Origin of the sequence: Clostridium sp. JN-1 (assembly GCF_003718715.1) — a bacterium.
Classification (GTDB): domain Bacteria; phylum Bacillota; class Clostridia; order Clostridiales; family Clostridiaceae; genus Clostridium_AV.
Genome location: NZ_CP033465.1, coordinates 1,732,189 through 1,755,385 on the forward strand (window position 1 = coordinate 1,732,189; position 23,197 = coordinate 1,755,385).

General features: G+C 29.7%; 24 protein-coding genes. 1 reads left to right on the plus strand and 23 read right to left on the minus strand.

Going from position 1 to position 23,197, the window contains the following annotated elements; all coding sequences use genetic code 11:
* Positions 1 to 15: 15 nt before the first annotated feature.
* From EBB51_RS08145 to purB, 15 genes are all read right to left on the minus strand, one after another.
* Complete coding sequence (locus EBB51_RS08145; RefSeq protein WP_123054011.1) at positions 16 to 717, minus strand: SDR family NAD(P)-dependent oxidoreductase; 702 nt, start codon at positions 715 to 717, stop codon at positions 16 to 18.
* Positions 718 to 1,795: 1,078 nt separating this feature from the next.
* A complete protein-coding gene (gene hisE / locus EBB51_RS08150; RefSeq protein WP_123054012.1) occupies positions 1,796 to 2,110 on the minus strand; it encodes a phosphoribosyl-ATP diphosphatase in 315 nt (104 codons plus the stop codon).
* A gap of 159 nt (positions 2,111 to 2,269) precedes the next feature.
* Positions 2,270 to 3,400, minus strand: a complete 1,131-nt coding sequence (locus EBB51_RS08155) for an RNA-guided endonuclease TnpB family protein (RefSeq protein WP_123054013.1) — start codon at positions 3,398 to 3,400, stop codon at positions 2,270 to 2,272.
* 1,069 nt (positions 3,401 to 4,469) lie between these two features.
* Positions 4,470 to 4,805, minus strand: coding sequence for a phosphoribosyl-AMP cyclohydrolase (gene hisI, locus EBB51_RS08160; protein ID WP_123054014.1), 336 nt, complete (start codon positions 4,803 to 4,805; stop codon positions 4,470 to 4,472).
* A 23-nt stretch (positions 4,806 to 4,828) separates the two neighbouring features.
* Positions 4,829 to 5,590 (minus strand): imidazole glycerol phosphate synthase subunit HisF, encoded by a 762-nt coding sequence (gene hisF / locus EBB51_RS08165; RefSeq protein ID WP_123054015.1) that lies wholly within the window; start codon positions 5,588 to 5,590, stop codon positions 4,829 to 4,831.
* 2 nt (positions 5,591 to 5,592) lie between these two features.
* Entirely contained in the window at positions 5,593 to 6,309 is a 717-nt protein-coding gene (gene hisA / locus EBB51_RS08170) for a 1-(5-phosphoribosyl)-5-[(5-phosphoribosylamino)methylideneamino]imidazole-4-carboxamide isomerase (RefSeq protein ID WP_123054016.1), read from the minus strand.
* A 28-nt stretch (positions 6,310 to 6,337) separates the two neighbouring features.
* Positions 6,338 to 6,946, minus strand: a complete 609-nt coding sequence (gene hisH, locus EBB51_RS08175; protein WP_123054017.1) for an imidazole glycerol phosphate synthase subunit HisH — start codon at positions 6,944 to 6,946, stop codon at positions 6,338 to 6,340.
* A 36-nt stretch (positions 6,947 to 6,982) separates the two neighbouring features.
* Entirely contained in the window at positions 6,983 to 7,567 is a 585-nt protein-coding gene (gene hisB / locus EBB51_RS08180; protein ID WP_123055019.1) for an imidazoleglycerol-phosphate dehydratase HisB, read from the minus strand.
* Positions 7,568 to 7,590: 23 nt separating this feature from the next.
* Positions 7,591 to 8,649 carry a histidinol-phosphate transaminase gene (gene hisC / locus EBB51_RS08185; RefSeq protein WP_123054018.1) on the minus strand — a complete coding sequence of 353 codons (1,059 nt, stop codon included), beginning with the start codon at positions 8,647 to 8,649 and terminating at the stop codon, positions 7,591 to 7,593.
* A 21-nt stretch (positions 8,650 to 8,670) separates the two neighbouring features.
* A complete protein-coding gene (hisD, locus tag EBB51_RS08190; protein ID WP_243103943.1) occupies positions 8,671 to 9,963 on the minus strand; it encodes a histidinol dehydrogenase in 1,293 nt (430 codons plus the stop codon).
* A 27-nt stretch (positions 9,964 to 9,990) separates the two neighbouring features.
* The gene (gene hisG, locus EBB51_RS08195) at positions 9,991 to 10,650 is read right to left on the minus strand and encodes an ATP phosphoribosyltransferase (protein WP_123054020.1); all 660 of its coding nucleotides are present in this window, start codon (positions 10,648 to 10,650) and stop codon (positions 9,991 to 9,993) included.
* A gap of 24 nt (positions 10,651 to 10,674) precedes the next feature.
* Entirely contained in the window at positions 10,675 to 11,853 is a 1,179-nt protein-coding gene (locus tag EBB51_RS08200; RefSeq protein WP_123054021.1) for an ATP phosphoribosyltransferase regulatory subunit, read from the minus strand.
* Between the two features lie 340 nt (positions 11,854 to 12,193).
* Entirely contained in the window at positions 12,194 to 12,637 is a 444-nt protein-coding gene (locus tag EBB51_RS08205) for a hypothetical protein (protein ID WP_123054022.1), read from the minus strand.
* Between the two features lie 161 nt (positions 12,638 to 12,798).
* Complete coding sequence (locus tag EBB51_RS08210; protein ID WP_123054023.1) at positions 12,799 to 13,053, minus strand: hypothetical protein; 255 nt, start codon at positions 13,051 to 13,053, stop codon at positions 12,799 to 12,801.
* A 174-nt stretch (positions 13,054 to 13,227) separates the two neighbouring features.
* Complete coding sequence (gene purB, locus EBB51_RS08215; protein ID WP_123054024.1) at positions 13,228 to 14,664, minus strand: adenylosuccinate lyase; 1,437 nt, start codon at positions 14,662 to 14,664, stop codon at positions 13,228 to 13,230.
* 181 nt (positions 14,665 to 14,845) lie between these two features.
* Between purB and EBB51_RS08220 the strand changes: the two genes are divergently transcribed.
* Complete coding sequence (locus EBB51_RS08220; protein ID WP_123054025.1) at positions 14,846 to 15,064, plus strand: DUF378 domain-containing protein; 219 nt, start codon at positions 14,846 to 14,848, stop codon at positions 15,062 to 15,064.
* 55 nt (positions 15,065 to 15,119) lie between these two features.
* Here EBB51_RS08220 and EBB51_RS08225 read toward each other — a convergent pair whose 3' ends face one another.
* The 8 genes from EBB51_RS08225 to recA form a co-directional block, all read right to left on the minus strand.
* Positions 15,120 to 15,380, minus strand: a complete 261-nt coding sequence (locus EBB51_RS08225; protein ID WP_123054026.1) for an HPr family phosphocarrier protein — start codon at positions 15,378 to 15,380, stop codon at positions 15,120 to 15,122.
* Positions 15,381 to 15,477: 97 nt separating this feature from the next.
* Complete coding sequence (locus EBB51_RS08230) at positions 15,478 to 16,671, minus strand: pyridoxal phosphate-dependent aminotransferase (protein WP_123054027.1); 1,194 nt, start codon at positions 16,669 to 16,671, stop codon at positions 15,478 to 15,480.
* Between the two features lie 84 nt (positions 16,672 to 16,755).
* Complete coding sequence (locus EBB51_RS08235; RefSeq protein WP_123054028.1) at positions 16,756 to 17,112, minus strand: SMR family transporter; 357 nt, start codon at positions 17,110 to 17,112, stop codon at positions 16,756 to 16,758.
* Positions 17,109 to 18,362 (minus strand): hypothetical protein, encoded by a 1,254-nt coding sequence (locus tag EBB51_RS08240; RefSeq protein ID WP_123054029.1) that lies wholly within the window; start codon positions 18,360 to 18,362, stop codon positions 17,109 to 17,111. The genes EBB51_RS08235 and EBB51_RS08240 overlap by 4 nt, the downstream gene beginning before the upstream one ends.
* Positions 18,363 to 18,389: 27 nt before the next feature.
* Positions 18,390 to 19,256, minus strand: a complete 867-nt coding sequence (locus EBB51_RS08245; RefSeq protein WP_123054030.1) for a decaprenyl-phosphate phosphoribosyltransferase — start codon at positions 19,254 to 19,256, stop codon at positions 18,390 to 18,392.
* 240 nt (positions 19,257 to 19,496) lie between these two features.
* Positions 19,497 to 19,757: a stage V sporulation protein SpoVS gene (spoVS, locus tag EBB51_RS08250; protein WP_123054031.1), complete on the minus strand. Its 261-nt coding sequence runs from the start codon at positions 19,755 to 19,757 to the stop codon at positions 19,497 to 19,499.
* Between the two features lie 146 nt (positions 19,758 to 19,903).
* Positions 19,904 to 21,445: a ribonuclease Y gene (gene rny, locus EBB51_RS08255; RefSeq protein ID WP_123054032.1), complete on the minus strand. Its 1,542-nt coding sequence runs from the start codon at positions 21,443 to 21,445 to the stop codon at positions 19,904 to 19,906.
* Positions 21,446 to 21,717: 272 nt separating this feature from the next.
* Positions 21,718 to 22,812, minus strand: a complete 1,095-nt coding sequence (gene recA / locus EBB51_RS08260) for a recombinase RecA (RefSeq protein WP_123054033.1) — start codon at positions 22,810 to 22,812, stop codon at positions 21,718 to 21,720.
* Positions 22,813 to 23,197 lie beyond the last annotated feature (385 nt).

The following is a 23,197-nucleotide window of genomic DNA, read 5'->3' on the forward strand; positions in this document are numbered from 1 at the left end:
TTAAGCACTCCTAAGTTAATTGTTCTTTTTTTTCGTTATCATATGCCTTTGAGGCCTTATAGTTATATCAGTTATAATCGTTCCTTCTCTTTGATTTAAAATATTTTCAACTGCACCTGCTACACATTCTGATGTTATATAACTATCCTCAGCATCACCTTCCCTAAAATTGCACTTATCATAAAAGTGTGTTTTAACTATATCAGGATGTATAGTTATAACCTTCACACCATATTTTCTAGTTTCTTCAAAAAGACTTTCCGAAAAATGTGTTAGTCCAGCTTTTGCAGCAGCATAAGCACATCCATATGTACTCCACTTTTTTGCCGTTATAGATGATATATTTATTATATATCCTTTATTCTTTTTTAAATCTCTAAGCAATAAGTTAGTTAATATCATAGGAGCTTCTAAATTTACTTCTACAATTTGGCGTATTTTATATGGATTTAATTCTTCATGAGGTCCAAAGTATCCAACCCCTGCACTATTAACAAGCATATATATATCATTTTCTTTTTTTATTTTCTTTATAATATCAACTACTTTATTTGTTTCCATTAAATCACAAACAACTTTTATAAAATTATCTGAGTTAAAATCTATTTTGGAAAAATCCCTTCCAAGACCATAAACCTTGTAATCCAAGCTTAAAAGTTTTTTACTTATTTCAAATCCTATACCAGAGGATGCCCCTGTTACAATTGCAGTTTTCATAAATTATACCTCTTTATCTTACATAAATTAATTAATCATAATTAAAGATACATTTATAGAACTAAATTTTCAAGTCAATTATTCAATAATCTGCAGATATTGCATATCAAGCATTGCATTGCAGCAAAATAAATGCTAACTGTACCATCTGTATATATTAGTATTGTAAATTATGTTGAAATAATTATAAATACTTATCTTACACTTACTAGGGCTGAAAAGCCCGCAGGTCGATAGACCATTAATTTTATACTTAGTTTTATTTGCTACAAAAGCTTTAAGAAAATCAATAATAAAATGCGCAGCATCGGAATTTTAAATTTTATCAAGCAGTATCAATAATTATTTGTAATACTTAGCCAAGATTTTTCTTAACCTTTCAGCTAAATTTTTATCATGTCAAATAATCCACCTGATGATTCATATGTATTAATTCTACGATATTACGAAAGAAATACATACAGAATAAGATTTACAGTTACACTTGCGATTTGAGCATGAAAATCAGAGCCTCATCGTCTAAGTTTTAGATTAATTTAATTACATACATAAAAATCCACAAAAATATGTATTTTAAGAGACTATCGTCTCAAAATCACTAAACGAATTATTCCACTTATGATATATAATTTGCTGATTTAAATCTATTTTTACTATGTTTTATTAGCCATTTAAATAAGCAAATATATACAATACTTAATGGCACATTTGTATAAATTGATGTATAAAATATTGTTAACAGTTATATACGTGATAAGGACAAACTTGGTTCATACGCAAAGGTATACTTGCAAACTGAAGGCACATTTAAAAAGTTTTTACAGTTCTTAGCGAAGTCTTTTGGAAAAATTTTAGTAGATTATATATGTTTGAGCTTTGCGAGTTTATATAATCTGCTTAAATTTTCAAAAGACGAGCTTAGAAATGTTAAAACTTTTTTAAAATGCTGAAGTTTGTGAGTATACCTTGGAGTATGAGTTAAGTTTGTCCTTATGCTGCATATATCTAACAACAATGCTTGATACGTAATATCTGCAAATTACGAAGCATTTTTTAAAGGACAATTTTCCTTTCAAATTTAATCTATTCCATCTGCTCTTTTGCCCATAACTTTTTTGTTAAGTGTCTTTTGTCTTCTTTTTTCCAACTCTTGTGCTATATCATCTATAGCTACACCCTGATGTACCATTAAAACTAACAAATGATATAATAAATCGCTTATTTCATAAACCTTCTCTTCTTTATTTGAATTTTTACTTGATATTATAACCTCAGAAGATTCTTCCCCTACCTTTTTTAATATTTTATCCAAACCCTCTTTAAACAAATAGCTAGTATATGATCCCGTTGCATAAACTTTATAAATGTATATAAAAACCTTATATAACTTTATAAATTTTACTTATGTTATCCATTACTAAATAACCTTTCCTATTCACAGAGTTCTATTTTAAATAATTGCTTATTCTACTTTAGTTTGGTGCAACTCTCCAAGGACTTAAATTCTCCCACAGCGCAGGATACATATAGTATAACCTTTCAAAATCACCATTTATACTATTTCATAATTACCAAGATTTATTGAAGCATTTTTATCTCTATCTATTTCTAGCCCGCAAATATCACATACATACATTCTATCTTTAAGTTTCAAATCTTTTTTTACATTTCCACAACAAGAACAAGTTTTACTGCTGGGATAAAATTTGTCTGCCTGAACAAACTCTATCCCATTAAACTTACATTTGTATTGCATTTGTCTAATGAATTCATAAAAACCTTGTTCTTGTATAGTTTTTGATAAATGTTTATTTTTTAGCATACCGCTAATATTTAAATTTTCCATTACAACTCTGTACGGTCTTAGTTTTATTATCATATTAGTAGCTTGATGTATGTGATTAGCTCTAATGTTATTAAGCTTTCTATATACAAGTTTAATAACTTTTTCTAGCTTAATAATATTATTTGTCTTATTAAATTTGCATCCTTCTCTATTTGCTTCATATTTTCTTGATACTTGTCTTTGTAATCTTTTTAATTTCTTTTTCAATTTTCTAACCTTAGTTGATTTATTAATGTTTTTAATAGGCTTATCTAAACAATTTACTACAGCCAGGTTAGAAACTCCTAAATCAATACCAATAGATAAATCTTTATTAAGCTCAACTTGGTTTTCGTTATGCTCAAAACCTAATGTTAAATACCAGTACTTGCCGTCAAAATGACATCTTGGATTATTATAATTAGGTAAAATAGGTATATCATAATTGGTTTTATATTTTACTTTACCTATCTTTTCAATATTGACTGCATTTCCTTTAAAGTAAAGTCTGTCGTATCTAACGTAAAAGGATTTTCTAGATTTTCTTTTGGTCTTAAATCTAGGGTATTTAGCTAATCCTTTGAAAAAGTTCTTATAAGCTTTGTCTAAATCATCAAAAGCCTGTGATGTAATTTGACCACTAACTTCTTTTAACCATTTATAATCTTCCTGCTTTTTAATAGTATTGTTAAATTCTTTTTTAATTTTAGCTTTTGAAGGTTCTAATCCCTGTTTATATAACTCTTCCCATCTAGCCCTGCCCCAATTATAGGCAAATCTCATTACACCGCAGAATTTGAACATTAATATTTCTTGTTCTTTGGTTGGAAATAACCTTATTTTTACTGCCTTTATCATTATTTTTCACCTCCCTTTCCATAAATTTATTATAACCATATAATAAATTTATAGGAGATGATTAATTATGATTTTAAAAGATTACATCTATACTCCTTAAAAGAGTGCTATTTTTATAAAGTTATATAAAGTTTTCAAAGAACATTTATAAAGTTTATTATGTTTATCATAGAACGCTGCTTCTATGATGCCATTTCGCTTACGCGAGTGGCCTCGACCTTTCGGATACGAGCGCAGACTATATCACTACCCGTTATACTTATTAGTACAAATTAGGTATCCTCCACTTCCACTATCTTTAGCTTATAGTGTACTTCCTTTACGGAATAGTCGTTGAACTTTACTCTATTCGAGTCTTAGCTGCTGATTATCCACTGCTTCAGCACTTAGGATTTAACCATATGCCATCTTAACTATTTTTTCTGCTTTCGCAACCTTCACGTCTAGGCTTATTTCATCCTTACGTTGTAGTTAGTTAAGCTTTAGGAACTTCCAGCAGTTCAAAGGATTTTGAATGCATAATATGCATCGCTCCATACTCTTTACGAATATGGGAGGTTTAGTTATAAGAAACTTTTAAAGTTTTATAAACTTTATGAAAGTTTCTGTAACTGTTTAGTTACCTCTACAGGATTGTCCCTCCTACTTTCTATAACTTCATAAAGATCTTTAAAAACATCATTCAAATCCATTTATAACCCTCCTTCCAAAATTGTATGGGAAAACTAACTAGAAAGTTAACTTATACACTAAAAAGTATTAGCAACATTTTCCTCCGTTACACTACGGAAAAACCTTTAATTATTTTTCATAACTTGTTTTGCTAAAGCAAAACATCGCTACTTAAGCAGATATCCCAAATCTTTGATTTGGTGATAGTCGCTTACGCAGAGTATACTCCTGCGAAACAAAAGAGCAGGAGTTTCCTTTAAATTTAAAGATTTTTCGTAGTGTAACGTAGAAAAATCCTCCTTCATTGTCCTCTGTCCTATATTTTTATATTACGAATTATAGTGTCAAAGGCTGTATATATTCCCCGGAGTGTAAGTTAAGTTGCAAATTAGGAACCCTATAGTATATTTCTATAAAAGCAGCTTCTATTGCCAGTATGACATGCTGCCCCAACTTGCTTTACTTTTATGAGCAGTGTATCTCCATCACAGTCAACACTTATACCCTTAACATATTGATAGTGTCCGGAAGTTTCTCCTTTATTCCAGTATTCATTTCTTGATCTACTCCAAAACCATGTAGTTCCACTTTGCAAAGTTCTCTTTAAAGACTCTTCATTCATATATGCAACCATTAAAACCTGCCCACTTTCATAATCTTGAATTACTGCTGGAATCAAGCCGCCTTTAAAATTAACTGCTTTCAAATTTTGAGTATTGATATTTTCATCCATATTATTTCCCCTCTTTAAATACCCTAAATTCTAACTTCTACATTTCTACTCTTTAAATACTCTTTTACTTGTTTTATGGTAAGTTCTCTATAGTGAAAAAGAGAAGCTGCAAGAGCTGCATCTGCATTAGATTCAGCAAACACATTATAAAAGTGCTCTAATTTTCCGCATCCTCCTGATGCTATAACTGGAATATTTACTGATTTTGATATCGTATCTGTAAGTGGTATATCATATCCGCTTTTGGTTCCATCTGTATCCATACTAGTTAAAAGTATTTCGCCTGCACCTAAAGTTTCTACTTTTTTTGCCCACTTTACTGCATCAAGTCCAGTATCAATTCTTCCACCATTTATGACTACATTCCAACCAGTCTTATCCTGTCTCATTCTAGCATCTATAGCTGCAACTACACATTGACTTCCAAACTTATCCGCTGCCCTTGTTATAAGTTCTGGATCATTTACTGCAGCTGAATTAACGGATATTTTATCTGCACCTGCCCTTAAAATGTTTTTAAAATCATCCAAATTTCTTATACCTCCTCCAACTGTCAAAGGTATAAATACTTCTTCTGCTGTTCTTCTAACTACATCTATCATCGTTTTTCTTTGATCACTCGTTGCAGTAATATCTAGAAATACTATTTCATCTGCACCTTCTTCATTATAAGCTTTTGCTATCTCAACAGGATCTCCTACATCCTTTAAGTTCACAAAATTAACTCCTTTAACTACTCTTCCACCTTCTACATCTAAACATGGTATTATTCTTTTAGTAAGCACAATTAATTCCTCCCAATTTCTATAGCATCTTGAAGGAAAATATCTCCTGAATAAATTGCCTTTCCAATAATAGCTCCATATACACCAACATTTTTTATATTTTTTACATCTTCTATATTTTTAACTCCACCTGAAGCAATTATATTACAGGAAACATTTGATTCAATTTCAGAAAGTTGTTTTAAATTAGCTCCTTTCAAAGTCCCATCTCTACTTATATCCGTAAATATTATAGTTTTTACGCCTACATCTTCAATTCTCTTTGCAAATTCTATATAGTCTATTTTGCTTACATTAACCCATCCATCTACAGCAACTAAACCATCTTTGGCATCTATACCGACGGCAATTTTATCTCCGTACTTTTTAACTGCTTCTTTTAACATATTAAAATCATTTAAAGCAGCTGTTCCAAGTATCACTTGGCTTACTTTACTTTCTATTAAAAGGTCTATTGTTTCAAGGTTTCTTATTCCTCCGCCAACTTCTACAGGAAGTTTAACTTCATTTATTACTCTTAAAACTTGATCTAAATTTCGCATTTTACCTTCAACGGCTCCATCTAAATCAACCATATGTAAATATTCCGCTCCTGCATCTTTAAAACTTAAAGCTGTCTCTACCACATCTTTTGCAACTACTTGAGCTGATGACATTTTCCCTTGATATAGTCTCACACACTTACCATCCTTTAGATCAATTGCTGGAATTATAATCAATTAAACTACCTCCTCATCTACTCAATTATTAAAACTTAGTCAACTTTGAAAAATTTTTAAGCATTTGCATCCCAACGTCACCGCTCTTTTCAGGATGAAATTGTACTCCAAACAAACTATCTTTACTTACAACTGCCGGTATATTCATTCCATAATAGGATACTGCATTTAAATTTTCACTATCCTCAACTTCCGTATAAAATGAGTGTACAAAATAAACATAACTTTCTTCATCAATTCCATTTAAAATTTCACATGTCTTTTTTATATTTAAGCTGTTCCACCCCATATGAGGTATCTTTACATCTGCATATATCTTTTTGACACTTCCTTTTAGAAGGTCAAGTCCGCTGCAAGTTTTTATCTCTTCACTAATACTAAACAAAAGCTGCATTCCTAAACATATCCCTAATGCTGGTTTTCCAGACTTTAAAGCCTCTTTAAATGCTTCATCTAATTTGGTCTCTCTCAAGTTTTTCATTGCATCTGGGAAAGCACCTACCCCAGGTAAAATAACTCCACTTGATTTTTCTATTTCCCCTGCATCAGAAGTTATAATTGCATCTTGACCTATATACTGAAGTGATTTCTGGACACTTCTTAAGTTTCCCATTCCATAATCTATTATTGCAATCATCAAATCACACTCCAATAATTTTTTATTTCAACTAATTTACAATATGCCTTTAGTAGACATTATTCCTTTTATTTTTTCATCACAAGTTACAGCTTCTCTTAAAGTTCTTCCAAAGGCTTTAAAAATTGCCTCTATCATATGGTGAGAATTATTCCCATAAAGTACTTTTATATGAAGAGTAATCCCTGCATTAAAGGCTACAGCTCTAAAAAATTCTTCAACCATTTCCGTATCCATTTGTCCAACTTTTTCAGCACTAAAATTTGCATCAAATACTAAATAAGGTCTTCCACTTATATCCATTGATACCATGCAAAGAACTTCATCCATAGGTAAAAAAGTTGTACCATATCTCTTTATCTGTGCCTTATCACCAAGAGCTCTTTCAATACACTTTCCAATAACTATTCCAATATCTTCAATAGTATGATGTGAATCAACATATAGATCCCCTTTTGCACTTACTTCCATATCTATAAATCCATGCTTTGACATAAGGCACAGCATATGGTCAAAAAAACCTATGCCTGTATCTATCTTATAATTTCCACTTCCATCAAGATCAATTTTAACATTTATATTTGTTTCATTAGTTTTTCTCGAAATTGAAGCTTTTCTCATAATACACCACCTTAAAGTTTTAGTTATTTTATAATTTTTTTCAAGCAATTAAGTACTGCTTCATTTTCCTTTCTGCTTCCAACACTTATCCTTATAAAATCATTGAGTCTTCCGTCACCAGCATAGTTTCTAACCGATATACTATTTTTTAAAAGCTCTTTATATATATTTTGTGAATCTTTAAGTTTCATAATTATAAAATTAGAGTGTGTTGGATAAACTTTCAGTCCATTTATACTTTTTAATCCATCAAACAAAAACTTTCTCTCAACAAGTACTTTTTTAGTATAATCTTTTATATAATCTGTGTTTTCTAAAATGACTTCACCAATAGCTTGAGTAACTGAATTGACATTAAAAACAGGTTTTACTTTTTTTATTTCTTGAATTAATTTATGATTTGTTATTAAAAATCCCAATCTTATAGCAGCCATTGCCGCAGCTTTTGAAAATGTTCTTAATACTATAAGATTTTCATAATCATTTATTTTATCCACTATTGATTCACCGTAAAATTCAATATAAGCTTCATCTACAACTACTATTGAATTACATTCATTAATTATCCTTAATACATCTTGCCTTGGTATTATTGTACCAACTGGATTATTGGGATTTGATACAAAAAGTACTTTTACTTTTTCTCTATTTACTGATTCTATTAATTTATCTACATTTAGAGAAAAATCTTCATTTAATTCAAATACTTTTGCCTTTCCACCTTCTATTTCAGTGTACTCCGCATATATCGAAAAATCAGGATTGACACACATTATACTTTCACCTTTATCTACAAATGCAGAAATTATAATTTGTATGAGTTCATCTGATCCATTTCCAGCCATTACATTTTTAGCATCTGTTTTTGCATAGTCAGCATACAACTTACATACCTTGGTTGAATCAGGATCAGGATATCTATTAAAATCAAGGCTTTTAATTTTACCTAAAACTTTTTCTAAAATATCACTGCGTATATTCATAAAATTTTCATTTGCATCTAACTTAATTTCATATTTAACTTCTGGTGCAGTATATGGATTAAAATTTTTAAGATTTTCTTTTAAGAATTTTTCTATCATTTTAACAATCTCCTTTAAGCACTATTTTAATCTAACCTTTACAGAATTAGCATGTGCAGTAAGCCCTTCTATATCAGCAAACTTCATAATTTTATTACTAACCTTTTGAAGCTCTTCTTGTGAGTAATATGTAAAGCTAGATTTCTTTACAAAATCATCTACTGATAATGGTGAAAAAAACCTTGCAGTCCCGCCTGTTGGAAGTACATGATTTGGACCTGCTATATAATCTCCGAGTGGTTCTGGTGCAAAATTTCCCATAAATATTGACCCTGCATTTTTTATACTCCCAAGAATAGAAAATGGCTCTTTAACACATAACTCCAAATGTTCTGGGGCTATAGAATTACTTAAATCAATTCCACTTTGAATATCATCTGTTACTATGATGAGTCCATAATTTTTTAATGATTCAAGAATTATATCTTTTCTGCTCAAATTCTCAACTTGCTTCTTTAATTCTTCTTTGACATCTTGAGCTAATTTTTCCGAAGTAGTTATTAAAACTGCTGATGCTAATTTATCATGTTCTGCTTGTGACATTAAGTCAGCTGCTACATAGCTGGGATCAACACTTTCATCAGCTAATATTAAAATTTCACTTGGACCTGCTATCATATCTATATTCACATATCCAAATACACTCTTCTTGGCCATAGCTACAAATATGTTTCCTGGTCCTACTATCTTATCAACTTTATCAATTATTTTTGTTCCAAATGCAAGTGCACCTATTGCCTGTGCACCTCCTGCTTTATAGATCTTATTAACTCCAGCTATATCAGCTGCTGCAAGTATGTTAGGATTTATGCTTCCATCTTTTGAAGGAGGCGTTACCATCACTATTTCTTTTACATCTGCTATTTTTGCTGGAATTACATTCATCAAAACCGAAGATGGATATGCTGCCGTACCGCCAGGCACATATACTCCTACTCTCTCTAATCCTCTAATTTGCTGTCCTAGTATTACTCCATTATCTTTTGTAATCATCCATGAGTTTTTCTTTTGTCTTTCGTGAAAAAACTTTATATTTTTTGCTGCAAGTTTTAATGTATCCAAAAATTCACTGTCAATAGTTTTATAAGCATTTTCTATTTCTTCTCTAGATACACAAATGCTGTCCTTATCTATACTTGAACTGTCAAATTTATTTGTATATTTTATTAAAGCATCATCACCATGCTTTTTTACATCCTGTAATATTTTATTTACTGATTCAATAACTTCACTTTGTACAGTTTTACCTCTTTCTTTAAAACCTTTCAAATAATTTTCTCCAGCTTCTGTACCACCATATATTAAATTTATAATATCTTCTTTCAAAATTACACCCCCAACTTAAATAGATAATTTTTCTTTTAATTTGACTTGTTTTTGAATAGAATTTATTATCCTTTCTATCTCATCTTTTTTCATTTTCATACTTGCTACATTAACAACCATCCTAGCACTTATATCACATATGTTCTCATATACAACAAGACCATTTTCCTTAAGCGTATTACCAGTTTCAACTATATCTACTATTGCATCAGCAAGACCTAATATAGGTGCTAATTCAACAGATCCTTCTATTTTTATGATTTCAACATCCTGACCAATTTTTCTAAAATACTCTCTAGCAACATTTGGATACTTTGTAGCTATCTTTTTTCTATTGTATCCTTCATAAAACTTATTATTTTTAGGTCCTGCAACTGCAAGTTTACATGCTCCAAATTTTAAATCAAGTACTTCATAAAAATTTCTCTTTTGTTCAAGTAAAGTATCCTTTCCAACTATACCTATATCAACAACTCCATATTCTACATATGTCAATACATCTGGTGCTTTAACGAGTACAAACTCAATATTATGCTTTTCATCTTTAAATATAAGTTTTCTACCTTTATTTATAATTTGACTGCAGTCTATACCTGAATATTGAAATAATTCAACAGCCCCTTTTTCAATTCTTCCTTTAGTCAAAGCTATTTTGACAGTTTTAGCATTACTCATAGTAAACTTCTCCCCATTTTTTATTTATAAATTTATAAGTTTCATATTCTTCTTCTCTGCATAATTAGCTGCTTCAATATTATTATCAAAAGAGCTTACTTCTGCTATTATACCTTTATTTCTAAGTTCTAAAGCCTTTTCATAAGCTTCCTTAAATGAATCACTTCCATAGCATATGAGAACCTTAGTCCTTTTATCTTCAAATGTTTGATTACTATCATCTAATGCTGATAGTACACTATCCACATCTATTGCAAAACCTGTTGCAGGTTCATTATCTCCAAACTGAGTTATAAGATTATCATATCTTCCTCCAGTTAATATATTTCCACCAACTCCGTGAGTATATCCTCTAAATATTATGCCTGTGTAATAATTTAAATCTTGAACCATTCCTAAATCTATAGATAAATATGAACTAAGCCCTATGCTTTCAATTACAGCATATACCTTTCTTATGCTATTTAAAGCAGCTTGAGCCATTTCATTATCCAAAGTAAGTTTTTCTGCCTTATCAAGTATTTCTATGCCTCCAAATAATCCCGGCATTTCTCTTAATACATTTAATACTTTGCCATCAATATTTTTTCTCTCAACTTCGAGTAATTCTGATAATGTTGTAAAGTTCTTACTCTCTATAGACTTTCTCAATTTTTCTTTCTTTTCATCTTCTAAATTTGTTTCTTCAATTACTGCTTTAAAGAATTCCGCTTGACCTAGTTCTATTTTAAAATCTTTGAGTCCGCAATTTAAAAGAGATCTAATTCCAATTATTATTGCTTCTACATCAGCTTTTAAACTCTTAACGCCTATTATTTCAATACCTGATTGAGTTATTTCATTATTATTTCCGTGTAAGCTTTCATTGACCCTATATATGTTAGATGTATAGCATAATTTAAGTGGATGAGGTGCTTCATTTAATTTTGCAGCAGCAATTCTTGCTATTGGTATAGTCATATCAGGTTTGAGTACTAATATCCTCCCTTGATTATCAAATAACTTATACATTTTTTCTTGAGGCAATGTTGTATTTTCTATATTAAATACATCATAAAATTCCAAAGTAGGAGATTTCAATTCCATAAAGCCGCTCTCTACATAAGTTTTTCTAAGTATATTTTCTATATAAATTTTTTTACTGCATTCCTCAAACAGCGTATCCTTTGTACCTTCGGGTATATATCTTCTCCAATTTGCCATTAATTTCGCTCCCTTATTTTATTACGTTATTAATTTAATATGATAAAGTGATGAATTACTATAATAATAACAACTTATAAGTAAAATTGCAATATATTAATAAATTTTATTTTTGATATATCATTAATAATAATGTCCCTTACTATTAAATTTATAAATCATGTATTTTTTTAAATTCAAAAAAAGCTTCAATTTTAAAAATACATTGAAGCTTTTTTAGTTGAATAAATTATTTATGTAATATACATTTCGGTTAAATTTTAGAAGTTTATTACGTTAACTAAAGAACTCTATGTGTAACTCCCTTAAACAATAGAGTTCTTTGGTGTTTTAAACATCCTTATTCAAGAAGTTCTATAACATCTTTATATATTAGAACATTTGATATATTGCCATAATATCTTATTACACCATCTATTACTGTAAAAGGTACTTCATACCCATTATCAATTAATTCTTTTATTCTAGGATATTTATCTCCCCAATTTTCATAATCACTTATATCTATAAATTCCAGCTTCACATTTTGGGATATACTGCTGTTAGCTATAAATCTTTGTAAATTCCTATACATATCCATCATGGTAAGCTGAATACTAGAATCACAGTTAGTACCATGGCCACAGCCGCCACCAGCAGCACTATTACAGCCCTTACATGTATTATTTTTGCTTGAGCAGCATCCATTTCCCCTGCATCCTCCGCACTTGCCAGAATTAAAATTTACTTTTTTGTTTTTTTCTCCAAAAATTTGAACTAATATATCCTTATTTATTTCTATCATCTCCTCAATTACATCATTTTTAATACAATCAATTTTAAAATATAATTAATTAGCTTAAGGAAGTTTTCTATCACTATATTATATAATATAAAAAACACGAACTGTAAATATACAGTCCGTTATAAATAAAAACAAGATTTAATTTTTATAATATTAAATGCCTATCCTTCACATTTTGATATTTTGTCAATATAATTTCTGTCATCGCTTATTCTTATGAGGCTTTCTATAAAATATTTACTTTTACTCTTAGGAATTTGTTTCTTTTCTATCAATTTGATCATTACCATACATATATCATATCTTTTAACGTGAGTATGACCCTCCTTAAACTTTTTATGTGTGTTGTGGATAATATAGTCACCTCCAGCCTTATATATCTTAAATTCTGGATTTTGATATATCTGTACACTCAAAGTTTTATCACCTCATAATCATAATAACATAGTATTATTATAAAATATTATAACTTTTCTAATATTATGACACCTTTTCATGTCCCATATAATCCACTTTTCAAGGAAAGTCAATACTTATTAATATCTTTATATAGTATATGATTTGCAAATTAAATTTGACTAATAAATATTCTATACATTTATCTCTACCTTTTGACCAAGCAGCTCATTATTTTCTTCTAAAAGAGGTTTTATTTGAGTTTGAATAAAATCTACAACTTGACCTGGAGCTCTGCCTATAAATTTTTTAGGATCTATTAGTGACAGTATTTCTTCCTCTGTCATGTTAAAAAACTCATCATTTATTATTCTAGATATTAAATCATTTTCTTTGCCTTCTTCTTTAACCACTTTTGCAGCCTGCATAGAATGCTGTCTAATTCTTTCATGTAAATCTTGTCTATCTCCACCTTTTTTAACAGCTTCCATTATTATATTTTCTGTAGCCATAAATGGCAGTTCTCTCTTAACATGAGCTTCTATAACTTTAGGATATACAACCATGTTTGAAGATACATTCATGTACAAGTTTAAAACTCCATCCAATGCTAAAAATGCCTCTGCAACTGATATCCTCTTATTTGCAGAATCATCAAGTGTTCTTTCAAACCACTGCGTAGATGCCGTTATAGCTGGGTTTAAAGAATCTACAATTACATATCTAGAAAGTGCACTTATTCTCTCTGATCTCATAGGATTTCTTTTATATGCCATAGCCGATGATCCTATTTGATTCTTTTCAAATGGCTCCTCCATCTCTTTCATATTTTGGAGAATCCTAAGATCATTACTAAACTTATATGCACTTTGTGCTATTTCTGAAAGTGTATTTAATATTATTGAGTCAACCTTTCTTGTATAAGTTTGACCTGTAATCATAAATTCACTTTTAAATCTCATTTTTTCTGCAACCATTTTATCAAGAGCTTTAACCTTATCTTCATTTCCATTAAATAACTCCATAAAACTAGCTTGGGTTCCCGTTGTACCTTTAACCCCTCTAAATCTCATATGATCTATAACAAAATCTATATTTTCCATATCCATGTATAAGTCTTGAATCCAAAGACAAGCTCTTTTACCAACTGTAGTCAGCTGGGCTGGTTGAAGATGTGTAAATCCAAGTGTAGGCAATTCCTTATATTTTAATGCAAATTCTGTAAGTGAATTTATAACATTTACCATTTTTTTCTTGATTATAAAAAGAGCCTCTCTCATTACTATCAAGTCCGTATTGTCCCCTACATAACAACTAGTAGCACCTAGGTGTATTATACCTTTTGCCTTAGGACACTGCACACCATAAGCATAAACATGGCTCATTACATCATGACGAACTTCTTTTTCCCTTTCTTCAGCAACTTCATAATTTATATTTTCAGCATTAGCCTTAAGCTCATTAATTTGTTCATCTGTTATATTTAAACCCAGCTGCTTTTCACACTCTGCTAAAGCAACCCATAATTTTCTCCACGTCTTAAATTTCATTTCGTCTGAGAATAAATAACTCATTTCCTTAGAAGCATATCTAGTATTAAGCGGCGTATTATAAATATCTCTTCTTTTCATTTTGCAAAAGACCTCCATACGTATATAATTTCTATTAACATATTTTTCATTCATATTATAGCATATAATCGCTATAAATAATATATTTTTGTTCGTGTTAAAAACATCCCTCGTTCTATTTTTTTTTATCATTAATATAATTTATTAAATGATACTATAACAAAAAAGGAGGAATATTGCTGTGTATAAATTAAACATTTTAGACAAGATTTCATTTATTCTAGTAATTATAGGTGCTATAAACTGGGGTTTAATAGGTTTATTTAATCTTAATATAGTAGGACTGCTATTTGGTGAGCCGGTAAATTTGCTTGGAAGAATAATTTACATACTAATAGGAATATCAGGATTGAATATGGTATTATTTCTATTTAAGATGAAAAGCAGTTACAAAAAATAAAAAACAGTCATAAATAAAAGGTTTTTATTTTAAACCTTTTATTTATAACTTTTAATTATTCTTCAAGGGAATTTAATAATTTAACTACTTCTTCTAATGCTAAAGATTCATCATCACCAGAAGCTGAAACTGTTATTGTAGCATTTTTAGTAACTCCTAGAGATAATACTCCTATAAGGCTCTTAACATTAGCCTTCTTCCCGTCAAATTCTATACTTACATCTGACTTAAAGGAAGATGCTTTCTTAACTAATAGTGTTGCAGGACGTGCATGCAAACCTGTTGAACTTTTAACTATAACTTCTTTAGATACCATTTTATTCACTCCTATATGTGTTTTTTCTAAGTTCCCTTATAATTATACCATTTTCTCTATATGTTTCAATACTTATATGACATCATAATTGTAAATTTTACTTTAAAGATTTTATAAATTCATCTATTCTATTTAAACCTTCTTTAATATTTTCCATGGAAGTAGCATATGAAAGCCTTACATAGTTATCAACTCCAAAACCTGCACCAGGTATTACTGCAACCTTTTGTTTCTCGAGTAGCATTTGTGAAAAGCTAAGCGAATCTTTTATTTCTAAGCCATCACACTTTTTACCAAATACTTTTGATATATTCATCATTGCATAAAATGCGCCTTCAGGTTTTCTGCAAGATATATTTTCTATAGAATTTACCCTGTCTATCATAAAGTCCCTTCTTCTTTTAAATTCTTGGACCATTATATCTATATCAGAAGAATCTGATTTCAATGCTTCTACAGAAGCATACTGTGCTATGGAATTTGGATTTGAAGTAGTATGACTTTGTATATTTGACATAAGCTTTACTATCTCTTCACTTGCAGCAGCATATCCAATCCTCCATCCAGTCATGGCATAAGTCTTAGATACACCATTTATAACTATGGTTCTATTATAAGCATCTTGTGACAAACTTGCTATGCTTATATGTTTATTATTTCCATATATCAATTTTTCATATATTTCATCTGATAAAATTAGTATATCATTTTCCCTAGCAAAATCTGCAATTGCTTGTAGTTCTTCCTTAGTATAAACAGTTCCTGTTGGATTATTAGGACTGTTTATTAATATCATTTTAGTCTTTTCTGTTAGTACTTTATTGAGAGAATCTACTGTATACTTAAAACCATTTTCTTCACTAGTTTGAGCAAATACTGGGACTCCATCTGCCAATTTTACAAGTTCTGGATAACTAACCCAATATGGTATAGGAATTATAACTTCATCACCCGGGTTTAAAACTGCTGAAAATGCGTTTGCAAGGCACTGCTTAGCTCCTGTTGAGACAATTATCTGATTTGTATTATATTTTAAGTTATTATCACTGCAGAATTTATCGACAATTGCTTTTTTTAGTTCCATTATACCTGAAGCAGGAGTATATTTAGTATACCCTTTTTTTATAGCTTCTATAGCAGCATTTTGTATGTTCTTTGGGGTATTAAAATCTGGTTCTCCTGCTCCAAAACCAACCACATCAATTCCCTTTGATTTCATTTCTTTTGCTTTAGCTGTTATAGCCAAAGTTATTGACGGCTGAATTTTCTGAGATTTCCTTGATAAAATCATTTTTATTCCTCCATTTCAACAATACTTATCTATTTTTAAAGGTACTTTTAGTTAATTTTAAATAACTAACTTAGAATACTTAGCCTAACTTCTAGCTACTAAAATAACTCCTATCATGATGAATATAACACCAATTATCCTTGTAAGTGAAATATTCTCCTTAAATATGAAATAAGAGAAAAGCATAACTAAAACATAACCCATACTTACCATAGGATATGCATAACTTAATTCCACTTTGCTTAAAACCTTTATCCATAATAAAAAACTTACACCATAAGATACTATACCGCACATAACTGGAATATTTTTTATTATGCTAATTATACTTGGTATTAAATGTCCTATAGTTAAATCTAACTCGACTCCTGTTATGCCGTACTTTACTAATACCTGTCCTACAGAACCTAATAAAACTGAAACTAATATTAATATTGTCATAAATTTAACTCCTTGTATTTACATATCGTAAGCTTAATAAAATGATAAAATCCATATACAAATATGAATATTTCAGGGAATGAATATCTTCCCTGACCTTCTGTTATAAAATATACTGAAGTAAACATACAAAATAAAATTACACAGTATAAATCAAATTTATTTATATCTCCAGATTTAAAATTAAATATATTTAGCAGTACATATATTCCATATAATAAAATGTATACTATTCCAAAAGCAAAAACAACACTTCTAATTATACCAGTAATTAAATATAAAACTGCCTTTGAACAATGGCTTAAATTAGCTCCATAAGTACTGTATACTATATCATCTCCTACAAAATATGTATTAAATAGCCTTTTAAAACCAAGTTCCATAAATTGCTTAGGATGAGATTTTATCCACTTTTTAGCTGCACTGCTTAACATCTTATTTTTTTGAGTCATATTTGCATTTTTATATTCTTGTGTTTTTACAACAGAATTTTCTACATCTTCTGCAGCCATCCATCTGCCATTCTTATTTTGTGAATTATTATTTATATATAAAACAATCCCGCCGTTATTTGATACATATGTAAATTGACCTATTAATTTTGTATTTCTATACAGCCATGGAGTCAGTATTAAAAAGCTTAAGATGAGTACAACAGCTGAATTTAAAAGCGGCTTCAAAAGTTTTTTTTGAATTATCAAGTCTACTAAAAAAATAGCAAGAAAAAAAACTATAAAAAATGGTTTTATCATTGTATTTAAACCAGTTAAAATCCCTATTAATACATACTTTAATCTTAGTTTACTAAAATACAAACATGTTATTCCAAGTAATATTGTAGTAAATAATATTTCTGTTCCCAAAATACTATTATAAAATATATTATTTGGCATAAATACAAATAAAGCAAATATTATTTTTCTTTCTATTTCCTTTAATGGTATCCTCTTTAATATAATCAAGAAAAATAAGTTTGAGATTAAGGTAAGAATTATATTAAATATTTTTGCATTAAGTATGCTTACTCCAAATACCTTAAATATTTGTCCTAATACTATTGGGTAACCTACTGAGGTATATGTGTCTCCCCATTGTTTTCCATTAGCTATTTCAGCAGCTAATTCATAATAATAATTAAAATCAGAAAATGGTTTAGTGTTTACAAGAGCTGCCCATAATATACAGCAAATTAAACCTGCCAGCATTATGATTTCATAATACTTATTTTGTTTTATTACGTTGATTTTCATAACAACTATTAGTCCTTTCTGTGCTCACTACAATTTTAAGTATATTATAAGTAATACCGATATCCCCCATAATACTATATTTATTAAAAAAGGAGTATCTTTAAAAAATACATCTTCTGGTTTTCCACCTATGTTCTTTTTATCCATCAAATATTGGTACCTAAATATTCCATACAGTACAAACGGTATTGTAAAAATCATAGTTTTGCTTTGTACAGAACTAAAAGTATAGAGACAGTATGCCATCAATATAGATGGTGTCACTATAGTAAGCATTTTATCTATCATATCTACAGAATACTCTTCTAATATTTTTCTATGTGATGCACTCTTATCTTTTAAAGCTATAATTTCACTCTTTCTCTTATTAAGTGCTATAAACAGAGCTAAAAGTATAGTACATAAAAATAGCCATGGAGATACTTGTACACCTGTAGCAAGACTTCCACTTTCTACTCTGAGTACAAACCCAAAGGTTATAGTCATTACATCTATTATCACCATGTTTTTTAACTTAAAACAATAAAATATATTCACAACTATATAAATCAAAAATATTGATAATATTTCTATGTTTAAATATAGATAAGAAAGAGATATAACACAAAAAACCACAAAAATATCCAGTATAACAGCAGTTTTCTTAGAAACTCTGCCGCTTGGAAGCGGTCTTTTTTTCTTGTCTGGATGGCACTTATCTTTTTCAATATCAACTATATCATTTAATATATATATAGTTGATGATGTAAGACAAAATAAAGCAAATGTCAATATATTGTAGTAAACTACACTTTTATCTAAAAACTTACCTGAAAAAACTACAGCAGCAAATACAAAAAAATTCTTAATCCACTGTTTTGGTCTCATTAATTGTAATATCGCTTTTATGTCCATATTTTCCTCCTTACAACAAACAACTATAATTACAATGTCTTTTTACATTTTAACACAGAGCACGATATAGTCAACTTTATTTGTACAAATTTTTTGTCTATATATAATTTTATCACATAATTTTTAAGTATTTAAAATTAATTTTTCGCAAAATATAATTTCCACAGTATTTATTCAACAAGTTAACAGAGTATTAAAAAAAGGCTTGAAAACTCAAGCCCTCTATTTATATACTATTTACTATCTTGGTTGAATTATTAATTTTATTGCAGTTCTCTCTTCACCATCTATTTCAATATCGGTAAATGCTGGAATGCAAATTAAATCTATACCGCTTGGTGCTACAAACCCTCTTGCTATTGCTACAGCCTTTACAGCTTGATTTAGAGCTCCTGCTCCTATAGCTTGTATCTCTGCGGCTCCTCTTTCTCTCAAAACACCTGCTAATGCCCCTGCCACTGAATTTGGACTCGATTTTGCTGAAACTTTTAATACTTCCATAATAAACCTCCTACATATTAATTATAAAATTATTTAACTTTATTTGTTATTGTTACTACAATATACTATTCTACATAAAATTAAAAATTCCTTTTAGATTTTGTAAATCTACTTACAAAATTTAAAAGGAATATTAATAAAATTAATTATTTTGCGTACTCAATAGCACGTGTTTCTCTTATTACATTTACTTTTATTTGACCAGGATACTCTAATTCATTTTCTATTCTCTTAACTATGTTCCTTGCCATTTCCACAGCTCCTGCATCATCAACTTCTTCTGGTTTGATCATGATTCTTATTTCCCTGCCCGCTTGAATGGCATATGACTTTTCCACACCTTCACATGAATTTGCTATTTCTTCCAGCTTTTCTAATCTCTTTATATAAGCTTCCAAAGTTTCTCTTCTAGCTCCAGGTCTTGCTGCTGATATAGCATCTGCTGCCTGGACAAGTACAGCCTCTAATGACTCAGATTCTACATCATCATGATGAGCTGCAATAGCATTTACAATTATAGAAGATTCATGATATTTTTTTGCAACTTCTGACCCAATAATTGCATGAGGTCCTTCTACTTCATGGTCAACAGCCTTACCTATATCATGAAGCAATCCTGCCCTTTTAGCAATAGTAGGATCAATTCCAAGCTCTGATGCCATAAGACCAGCTAAGTATGCAACCTCAATAGAATGTTTTAATACATTTTGACCATAACTAGTTCTATACTTTAATCTTCCCAATAACTTTATTAATTCCAAGTGAAGACCATGTACTCCTGTTTCGAAAGTTGCTTGTTCTCCTTCTTCTTTAATGTTATTTTCTACTTCCTTCTTAGCTTTTTCAACCATTTCCTCAATTCTTGCTGGATGAATTCTGCCATCAATTATCAGTTTTTCCAACGCTATTCTAGCTACTTCTCTTCTTATAGGATCAAATCCCGATAGAATTACTGCCTCTGGTGTATCATCAATTATTAAATCAACACCAGTTAATGTTTCAAGAGTCCTTATATTTCTACCTTCTCTTCCTATTATTCTCCCTTTCATTTCATCATTAGGGAGAGAAACAACATAAACAGTCGTTTCTGCAACATGATCTGCTGCACATCTTTGAATAGCACATGTTATTATTTCTCTTGCCTTTTTATCTGCTTCTTCCTTTGCCCTTGTTTCTACTTCTTTAATCATCATTGCAGATTCATGTTTTATTTCCTTATTAACCTCATCTAGCAATATTTCTTTAGCCTGTTCAGATGTTAAACCTGACAATCTCTCAAGTTCTTTTCTCTGCTTTTCATATAATTGTTCCACATTTTGTTGTAATTCATCAATTTTTTGCTGCTTTTTATTTAGATTTTCATCTCTTTTTTCAAGCATATCACTTTTTTTATCAAGTAATTCTTCTCTTTGAATTAACCTTCTCTCAAATCTCTGAGATTCATTTCTTCTATCCCTTGATTCCTTATCAAAATCTGCCCTTAATTTATGAACTTCTTCTTTAGCCTCAAGTATTGCCTCTTTCTTTTTGGATTCTGCATCCCTTTTAGCTTCTTCTTTTAATCTATTGGACTCTTTAAGAGCCTCCGATCTTATAGTTTCAGCTTTATTTTTTATAAGGTATAACATTATTAACAAAACAATAGCTACTATTATACCAGTAATAATTACATATATAATAGAATTCATATAAACACCTCCTTTGCTTTTATCACGTATATATATTTTAGGTAAAATATGCAAGCATAGAAAAGGTGCCTTATTTTATTCAATTGGTAACTAGTCAAAATAAATGATAAACCAGAATTTGTCTTAATTTTATATTATATTTTTATTATTGTCAAGTTTTAAGTGTTATATTATTAATATAATCCGTTATTTTACAATAACAAGAATTTATATTAGAATATCATGTTTTCCTTATGAAATATCAAGTTTTCCTTATGTTTTTATTTGAAATTTTATTTACTTTGAGTATCTTCTTCTTTTTTTAGTTTATCTTCTTCTTTTTTTAGTTTATCTTTTCCCTTAGCATCTTCATCTATCTTAGGATTTACGGCAGGAAGGTTATATTTTTGTCTTATATTATTTTCTATTTCATACATTATCTTAGGATTTTCTCTAAAAAATTGTTTTGCGTTTTCTCTTCCCTGCCCGAGCCTAGTTTCTTTGTATGAAAACCATGATCCACTTTTTTGAACAAGTTCTTCTCTAACACCAACATCTAAAACATTTCCCTCTCTTGATATTCCTTGGTTATACATTATATCAAATTCTGCTTGTTTAAATGGAGGTGCAACTTTATTTTTAATTACTTTAACCCTTGTTCTATTACCTACTATTTCATCACCTTGTTTTATAGAATCTATTCTTCTAACATCCAGTCTAACAGAAGAATAGAATTTTAGTGCTCTTCCGCCTGGAGTAGTTTCTGGATTTCCAAACATAACCCCTACTTTTTCTCTCAACTGGTTAATAAATACTACAGAACATTTGGACTTGTTTATAGCCCCAGTAAGTTTTCTTAAAGCTTGAGACATAAGTCTTGCTTGTAAGCCAACATGTGAATCTCCCATTTCTCCTTCTATTTCTGCTTTAGGAACTAGTGCAGCAACAGAATCAACTACTATTACATCTATAGCTCCTGATCTTACAAGTGCTTCAGCTATTTCAAGTGCTTGTTCTCCAGTATCTGGTTGAGATACAATTAAATTTTCTATATCCACTCCTAATTTCTTAGCATATCCTGGATCAAGAGCATGTTCAGCGTCTATAAATGCTGCAGCTCCTCCAGCTTTTTGTGCTTCAGCTATTATATGTAGAGCTACTGTAGTTTTACCAGATGATTCAGGTCCAAATATTTCTACAACCCTTCCCTTGGGGATACCGCCAATTCCAAGTGCTATATCCAGATCTAAACATCCAGTTGATATAGCATCTAAATCCAATACGCTGTTTTCACCAAGTTTCATTATAGAACCTTTACCAAATTGCTTTTCTATTTGCGTTAACGCAGAATCAAGTGCTTTTAATTTTTCAGTATTAATATTTGCCAAAATAGCCACTTCCCTTCCTTAATTATGGCATATATACTATATAGTATACGGGTTCGAACATTTGTTCTAAACTAATTATATAATATATTATATATTTGGTCAACCTAGTATAAGTTCAGCTATTTAAATCAAATATAACATTTATTATAGAAATCTATGCCTATAATTTAAAATTATCAAAAACATAGGTATTTTCTATATAGACATTATAATTATTTACATAAAATTATATTTTAAACAATCGAGTATAAGGAAAATAATTAATTTATTTTCTGTTCTTATGCACCGCGTGAGTAATACGCTAGAGCTAGAGCTAGAGCTTGAGCAGCTTTATAGGGTTCCTAACTCATAAGTTGACTTAGGCTGTAATCTGACTTGGGCACAT